Raw genomic sequence first — 7,675 nt, 5'->3', positions numbered from 1 at the left:
CCGGCCGATGCCGTGGCCCGCCCCACCGACCGGTCCGCCCGCCGGGAGAGACCGACCACCCCGGCCAGCCGCTCCACCGCCTCCGGTACCTCCCAGTCGTCGCGCCGCAGCGCGGCAAGCGCCGTCGCCGGGGCGACCAGCAGGTCGGGAACGCCGGTCTCCAGCGCCCGGACCAGCACCGCCCAGCCCGCCTCCCACCGCTCCCGCTCCGGCCGCGCCCCGACGGCGGCCACCACCGCCTCCAGCGCCGCCTGACGCAGATCGCCCCGCACCGGCAGCTCGGCGGAGGCCGGATCGGCCAGCAGCGATTCCGGGTCCGGCAGGTCCATCCGGTCCAGATGGGCGAGGAGTTCGAGCCCGGGCCCGTCCCCCACCGCGCCCCGCACCAGCAGCGCCAACACCTCCTGGGAGACGGAGGCCGCCGTGCCGAAGGCCAGCAGGGTCAACGCAGCTTCCCAGCTCCGGGGCGAGGGCCAGGCACCGCCGCGCCGTGTCTCGGTGCTCGGGAGCCGGTGGATCAGCGTCGGCCGGGCTTCCAGGAAGCCGCAGACCGCGCGCCGGGCGAAAGCCACCGCCTCCGGCAGCCGCTCCGGCACCAGCCGGGGCAGCTCCGCCCGTGGCCAGACTCCGCCCAGCCCGCGCACCACCACCTCCCGGTCGTGCACCCAGTACAGATGCACGAACCGGTTGGCCAGGGGCGGGCTCAGCTCCCACCCGTCCGCCGCCGACGCGCGCGGATTGGCGGCGGCCACGATCCGCACCCCCGGCGGCAGTTGCAGCGCACCGACCCGCCGCTCCAGGACGACCCGGAGCAGCGCGGCCTGGACTGCCGGGGTGGCGGTGGAGAGTTCATCCAGGAAGAGCAGCCCCCGTCCGGCCCGCACGAGCTCCACGGCCCACTGCGGCGGTGCCATCGGCACCCCCTGCACCGCCGGGTCGTCGCCCACGATGGGCAGCCCGGAGAAGTCGGACGGCTCGTGGACGCTGGCGATCACGGTCGTCAGCGGCAGGTCGAGGGAGGTGGCGAGCTGCGTCAGGGCCGCGGTCTTGCCGATGCCCGGTTCGCCCCAGAGCAGCACGGGCAGGTCGGCCGCGACGGCCAGGGTGAGCGCTTCGAGCTGCTCGTCGGGGCGCGGCTCGGTGGTGGTCGTCCGCAGGAGGGTCAGGAGGTCGTCGGCGAGGGCGAGTTGGGTGCCGGTTCCGCATGGGTCGGCGGGGGAGGGCGCGGGCGTACCGGCGGTCGGGACAGGGGCGGGCAGGAGGGTATTGGAGGTCATGGGCATCACCTGGGTGGAATAAGGGAACGGGACGACCCGTCCCGGATGTCGTGGGGACGTGCGGCGCGGAATGCGCAGTGCGGGAAAGGGACTTCGGCGGGGCAGCCGGTCAGCAGGTCAGGTCAGAACAGGCCGGTACGGGGCCAGGCCCGGCTACTGCGCTTTTGACGCATTGCGTAAGGCGTATGACGGTCGAGCCGGGGACGATGGCTCGCCTCCGCGCGCCCCACGCCCGAGGCGTTCCCGCCACCGACCGCACCGGCACCGGGGTGCACGGCGACCAGCCCCGAGCGGAAGAGCCCGTGGTCGATTCGGCGGGCCGCGGCCGACTCCAGTTCCTCCCGGAGCGGCCCGTCGCGCAGGACCGCACGGGGACCGAGCAGCCCCTCGACCACGGCCAGCGCCCCGGCGACGTCACCGTGCCCGAGCCGCTCCCGGACCGCAGGCAGTGCCTCCGGGTTGCGGTGCACGGCGTCGATCGCCCGCAGGCACGGCAGCGCCGGCCCGCCGAACGCCACCAGCAGCTCCTCCCGGCGCAGTTGGGCCGGGTCGTGATCGATCGCCGTCAGCACCCCGTTCCGCAGCGCGATCCGGTGGACCTCGCCGCGGCATTCCACCCGGTGCGGATCGCCGGGCTCGGGGACGGGGCCGGCCACCGGGGCGGAGCCGGACACCGTCAGCGCTGCGGCGACGAGCGGATGGAGCCGGTCGGCCGCGACCAGCCCGGCCCGCAGCAGCTCCAGATCCGGAAGGACCCGGGCCGCCGCCTCCGGAAGCACCGGAAGCGCCGCGACCCCATGCGGCGGCAGCGCCTCCCTCAGCGACCGGAACGTCGGGGCATGGCTGTCGTCGGGAGCGACGAGTTCGAGCACGGCACGCCTCCGCGCACCGAGCCGCACGGTGAAGGCCCCTCGAGGGCGCCCCTCGGCCCGCAACAACAACTCCGCCTCGGCGGCCCAACTTGCCACCGCCCAGGGGGAATCGTGGACGCTGGGCCGATCGAGCCGATCGAGCCGATCTCGCCGATCAAGCCGATCGAGCCGATCCGGCAGTTCTGGCCGATGCGGCAGGTCTGGCCGATCAGGCAGGTCTGGCCGATCAGGCACGTCTGGCCGGTCCGGGAGGACTGGCCGATCGGCTGCGTGGGTCCGGCCGGGCGGCGCCATGGCGGATGCCCCGGCCGCGCCGCACCGCCGTGCCAGTTCATCGCTTTGCCGGGAGTCCCAGAGATGCCGGTGCAGGTCGAGCCGGAAACGCCGGTCGGGATGCGGGTGCGGATCCGGATGGTGCCCGGGCGCGCCGTTCCCGGACCCCTCCCACAGGGCCAGGGACATCCGCTGTCCGGCGTCCGCCCAGGCCGGCGGTGTCCGCACCACCAGCTGCAGCGGCGTGGCGCCGGAACTTCGGTAACGGGCCAGGGCGATGGTGAGGCCGGGCCGGAGCCGCCCGTCGGGGGCGATCCGGGGCATGTGCCAGCGGAGCAGATCCGGCGCCAGCCGGCGCAGATCTGCACGGAGGTGGGTGACGAGATCGGTGCCGTGGCGGTTGCGCACGGCGCGCAGATCGAGATCGATGTCGATCCGGGCGGCGGCGCAGGACCCCGCCCAGTCACCGACCGCACGCCGTGCGGTCGCGGTCTCGATCATGGACGGTGGCACGGCGTATTCACGCACACGCTGCCACATCAACAGGCGGGCCGGAATGTCGTTCGCGACGTGATGTGCCATCAGCACTCACCTTGCGCGAACGATTCCCCCAATCCGTACGAGGAGAAGTTCTTCATCTCCAGCATCATAAGCATCCCGATGACGATCTGTCAGTCCACTTGGATCGCTCATCGATCTTCCTGTGACACGCGCCGCAACACCCGCAGCCGCGCGGCACGTACCGCCGTGGCCGCCCGTTACGGGCCGTGGGCAGGCGAGCCCGACGCCCGCTGCCCGCCCCCTCGTTCGTCATCACCGCCGGTCAGACCGGCGACGCGCCTGCCTTCACGGTCGCGAGCGACGGGCTGCTCGGCTGGTGCGTGGTGGCCGACGTCGCCCGCGAGACCGCCCATGGCGAAGGTGGTCTGGAGATTCAGCACGGTACGCGGCACTTTGCTGCACGGGCCAAGCTGTGGATTGCTCGTATGCGCTGGGACCCGGGCCATGGCCGGCTCCACGCCGTCGGCCACCACCGCGGCAACACGCGCCGCTACGTCAACATGGTCGCGCGCCTGGACGACGGCCTGCCCGGCCGACGCCTATGCGTTCCCAACCCCCTCAGGCCATGCCCCCGCCGAAGGAATGGGTGCCCGACCTGTGAGGACGTCGCCCGTCGGCCGAGCCGTACGCTGTGCCGCTCGTTCCTGACCGTCCAGTCGGAACCAGACGGCCAGGACCAGCGGGTAGCTGGGCAAGTACGTCACCTGGCTCGCCGCGGCCTGGGGCCCGGCCTTCCTCTCCGGATCGGCCAAGTCCACCGCGGGCAAGTGGCGGGCGGCCCCGCTGCCGCAGTGGGACACGTCCAAGCCGAGCTCGGGCAACTGGGGCGGCTCGACGACCGCAGTCATCAAGAACACCAAGAACCCCATCGCATCCAGGAGTGGGCCGTCGTCCAGCAGTCGGACGGCAGCTTCGAGATCGTCAACCGCAAGAGCGACAAGCTCCTCGACGACTACCGGTGGGCCACGGCGTCCGGATCGGCCGTCGTGCAGTGGGCGGACAACGACGGTGCCAACCAGCACTGGACCCTGACCCAGACCGCACTCCCGGCCCTCACGACCGGCGACTACACCATCCAGAACAACCTCGGCAAGTACCTCGAGATCCCCGGCGGCTCCACCGCGTCCGGTATGCAGGCCGACCAGTGGTGGTACGCCGACCAGCCCTGGCACCTGTGGCACTTCGTCTCCGCGAACGGCGGCTTCCGGATCATCAACAACAACTCCGGTCTTGCCCTCACCGACACCCACCCGGCATCCGGTGAGAAGATCACGCAGGCCGCCGTGGACAGCGCCAACGCCAACCAGATCTGGACGCTGGTGCCGCACGGCAACCAGTTCCTCGTCCAGAACGCGGGAACCGGCCGATGCGTCACCGTCGCCCAGGGATCGTCCGCCGACCTCGCCAAGGCGGTCTCCTGGACGGAGACCGACACGTCCGACCAGCTGTGGACGGTGCGCCGGATCAACTGAACAACAGCCTCGGCAGCCGGTCACGCGCCGGATGACCGGCTGCCCAGGCGCGAGGAAGAGATCCGGGAACCCGGCCGATCCGCCAGGGGTGGATGGGCGCGGGATCCGCTTGGCGAGGCCCGGCCCCTGGTCTGCGACTTCGATGACGGTGTGGCCGGTGGGGAGTACCTGGTGTTCGTCGAGCCGGGCGACCAGGAGCATGTCCTCGACGGGCCGGTCAGGCGTTCGGGCTCGCGGGCGCCGCGGGACATCACTCCTGGCAGGCACAGCCCGGCTCGCGAGTACATCCGCCACATGGAGGTGATGACCGGGTTGCCGAGTACGTCCGTGCTGACGTCGGCGAGGCCCGCGGGCGGGGTCCGCTCGGCTCGGTGGGTGCCACCGCCCTCAGCAGCACATTGCGGCTGAGCTGCGCCGACGTCCCCCCATCTCGCTGCCGAACGTGCCGGCGTCGTGGCCGCTCGCCTCGGCAGGGACGACCGCCGCTCCCGCGGCCACGGCTGTCACGATCCCCGGCCGCTCGGCCGGGACGAGGTGCCGGTCATTCGGGCCGCGGTAGCGGTGCAGCGGTCGCGTCCGTGGCGGTTACGTGACCCGTGCGGCGGAGTACCCGAAGACCAGCAGGCGAGGCCGGTCACCGTCAGCGCCGCGAGTCACAGTGGCCGGCCGCCGGCCGACGGGCCCCGAGGCGCTCGGTACGGTCCGGCGGGGCGCTGGAGAGCCGGGACCTTGGCGCGCTCAAGGCCACTGATCCGGGGTGCACTTGACAGGCCACGGGCTCGGCCCGCCCCTCAACAGGCCTGCAAGCGGGAGCCGTCGACTCCGACGAGTCGGAGTCGGCAGTCACCGTAGCCCCGGCCCGCATACCGTAGCGATGGCGGCCACACCGCACAGCGCGGCCCCGGCCCCTTCCCGGACACCGCCCAACGGACCTTTCGGTACTGCGGACTTGGGCCTGGACACCATGGCAGACATGTCGGGAGAACTCCGCTTCGCTTTCCCGCGGTACCAGCGGTACGAGGACGCGCCGCGCCCGTAGGTCCGCACACGCCGGCCGTCGCGGTTGCCATCTTCCTGCGAGGTTCCGGGGGGCTCCGTGAGAACGCCCGGAACGGGCTGCGCCGGAATGACGGGGTGTCAGCGCGAGCGTTACGCCAATCGGATTGTTCGTCATATTTTCCGCATGTCCGACATGACACAGATTGCAATGGTCTGTACGTTCAATCACGCATCGGCTCACAGCCGAGGTGTCTGAGACAGGAGAAGTGACATGGCAACGCGTTCCATCGCAGTTACCGCCGCGATCGCGGCCGGTGCGGGTCTGGTGGCCACCGGCATCACCTACGCTAACGCGGCATCCGAGCCGGCCCAGGCGGCTCCGGTCACCCAGCAGGTCGCGGCGGCGCCGCAGCAGGGTAATGGCAACAACGACAACAACCGGAACAACAACAACAATGAGGTTGGCGGTCTCGGTCGTGACGGCGGCGTTGGCGGCCTCGGCCGTGATGGCGGCCGTGACGGTGGCGGCTTCGGTGGCGGCTTCGGCGGCTTCGGCGGCGGCTTCGGCGGCGGCTTCGGCGGCTTCGGCGGCGGCTTCGGCTTCGAGGACGGCGTGGGCCGGATCCACGTCAACGAGCGGGACTTCTCCGCGTTCCCCGGCGGCTGCATCACCGTGGTCAGCGGGCTCGGCTCCAACAGCATCAACATCCGCAACGACAGCAAGCGGTTTGTCGAGGTGTTCAACGGTGCCACCTGTGACAACGGTGCTCCCATCGCCACCGTCGGCCCCTTCAGCTCCAGCAACGGCGTGCGTCCCAGGCACGTCCGTGGCGGTGTGAAGGTCAAGCACGGCGTGGTGGCCAGCTTCCGCGTCGTCGGCCACGGCTTCTTCGGTGGCGGCTTCGGCGGCTTCGGCGGCGGCTTCGGCGGCGAGCGCGGCGAGGGTGGCAAGTGATCCAGCAGTCCCTCGTGTGATGTAGCGAACCAGAACCCCGGCCCGCCGGAATCGGGCCGGGGTTCTGCTTTGGGGAACCCCTGACCGGCGCGCCCACGTTCCACCCTATGCCTTGGACGGACACCCACGTGTCAGGAGCGCGGGCAGGGCAGCGGCCGCGTCGGCTCCAAGACCGCTGGGAACGAGCAGGATCGGGCGGTTCGAACCAGCGCGGTGCTCAGTGTTGGAGCGCCACCTTGGCGGCCACGATCATCAGACCGAGAACAAGGTTGACCGCGCCGACGGAGACCAACGCCCAGCGCGAGGCTCCGGCCCGGCGGGCCGCGACACCGGCCCAGGTGACCTGCTGGGTCACCGCGACGCCGAGCGCCAGCCACGCCGTGCTCGTGAGCCCCAGGTTCAGGAGCGGACTGATCATGACGGCGAGGGCGGGCAGGACGGCTGCCTGCACGATCGGCCACTCGCGGACGCAGACATGGCGAATCTCCGACCAGGTCAGGGGCTTGTGCATCAGCCGGTCGCCGACGAAGCCGCAGTAGGCGTGCGCGGCCCAGAACACCACTCCGGTTGCCAGCAGGAGCAGCGCGAGCTCAAGGCGCGGGTACGGACCGAGTGCGCTGGCCCCGGCGATCACGGAAGCTGCCAGCAGTGAGCCGTAGATCGCGCCCGTGTAGTCCGTCCGGGTGGTGTCCGGCGGTTGACCGGCGTCAGGTTCCTGAAGGGTGGTGTGATGTGACACTTCCCCAGGATCACGGAAACGTCGTGCCCCGCCGCGTACCGGCAGTGGTCTGCCGGTGGTGTCGGCCCAGTGACCCTCTCAGGTGTGAGGACCCGTCGGCAGCATGGCCCAGACGGTCTTGCCCATGGGGGAGCGCCAGGTCCAGCCCCAGTGCTGCGACAGGGCCTCGACGATGAGCAGACCGCGGCCGTGTTCCTGCAGGGGATCGCTTGTGCGCGGGAACACGGGCAGGTTGTTGCTCTGGTCGGTGACGGAACACATCAGGTGGGCGGATCGCAGGGTGAGCCTCAGCCATACTCCGGCCTGCTCCGTCCCTTCGGTCCGGTCCGCCGGCAGGGCGTGCAGTACGGCGTTGGTGGTCAGTTCCGTCACCACTGCCAGGGCGTCGTCCCGGCAGTGGTCCAGCGCCCAGTCGTCCAGGACGCGGCGGGTGAAGTCCCGCGCCTGGGTGCACCCCTGCCTGGTGCCGACGAGGCGGACAGCGGCCGTCATGGGCGATTCATCTGTGGGCTTGTGCCTCGAGAACT

7 protein-coding genes and 1 pseudogene are annotated in these 7,675 nt (G+C 71.5%); 3 read left to right on the top strand and 5 right to left on the bottom strand.

Annotation, left to right across the window (positions count from 1 at the left end):
• The 3 genes from ABT186_RS19130 to ABT186_RS19120 all read right to left on the bottom strand — a co-directional run.
• Positions 1 to 1,277, bottom strand: a 1,277-nt coding sequence (locus tag ABT186_RS19130) for an AAA family ATPase (protein WP_351925977.1), incomplete at its 3' end; no start/stop codon positions are given.
• Positions 1,278 to 1,399: 122 nt separating this feature from the next.
• Entirely contained in the window at positions 1,400 to 3,004 is a 1,605-nt protein-coding gene (locus ABT186_RS19125; protein WP_351925975.1) for a hypothetical protein, read from the bottom strand.
• 176 nt (positions 3,005 to 3,180) lie between these two features.
• A complete protein-coding gene (locus ABT186_RS19120) occupies positions 3,181 to 3,363 on the bottom strand; it encodes a hypothetical protein (RefSeq protein WP_351233274.1) in 183 nt (60 codons plus the stop codon).
• Between the two features lie 310 nt (positions 3,364 to 3,673).
• Here ABT186_RS19120 and ABT186_RS19115 point away from each other — a divergent pair.
• The 3 genes and pseudogenes from ABT186_RS19115 to ABT186_RS19105 all read left to right on the top strand — a co-directional run.
• Positions 3,674 to 3,859: pseudogene (locus ABT186_RS19115) on the top strand (sugar ABC transporter substrate-binding protein); the annotation flags it as partial.
• Positions 3,775 to 4,455 (top strand): RICIN domain-containing protein, encoded by a 681-nt coding sequence (locus tag ABT186_RS19110; protein WP_351925973.1) that lies wholly within the window; start codon positions 3,775 to 3,777, stop codon positions 4,453 to 4,455. The pseudogene ABT186_RS19115 and the gene ABT186_RS19110, both read left to right, overlap by 85 nt.
• Positions 4,456 to 5,779: 1,324 nt before the next feature.
• Entirely contained in the window at positions 5,780 to 6,409 is a 630-nt protein-coding gene (locus ABT186_RS19105; protein WP_351233277.1) for a hypothetical protein, read from the top strand.
• Positions 6,410 to 6,626: 217 nt separating this feature from the next.
• Here the strand turns inward: ABT186_RS19105 and ABT186_RS19100 are convergent, their stop codons facing one another.
• Both ABT186_RS19100 and ABT186_RS19095 read right to left on the bottom strand, forming a co-directional pair.
• The gene (locus tag ABT186_RS19100) at positions 6,627 to 7,148 is read right to left on the bottom strand and encodes a hypothetical protein (protein ID WP_351233278.1); all 522 of its coding nucleotides are present in this window, start codon (positions 7,146 to 7,148) and stop codon (positions 6,627 to 6,629) included.
• 78 nt (positions 7,149 to 7,226) lie between these two features.
• On the bottom strand, positions 7,227 to 7,640 hold the full coding sequence (locus tag ABT186_RS19095; RefSeq protein WP_351233280.1) for an ATP-binding protein: 414 nt from the start codon (positions 7,638 to 7,640) through the stop codon (positions 7,227 to 7,229).
• Positions 7,641 to 7,675: the final 35 nt, after the last annotated feature.

Origin of the sequence: Streptomyces sp. NPDC001634 (genome assembly GCF_040298185.1) — a bacterium.
GTDB lineage: Bacteria > Actinomycetota > Actinomycetes > Streptomycetales > Streptomycetaceae > Streptomyces.
Note: the sequence above shows the minus strand (reverse complement) of the source record. Positions and strands in the feature narration are given on the sequence as shown.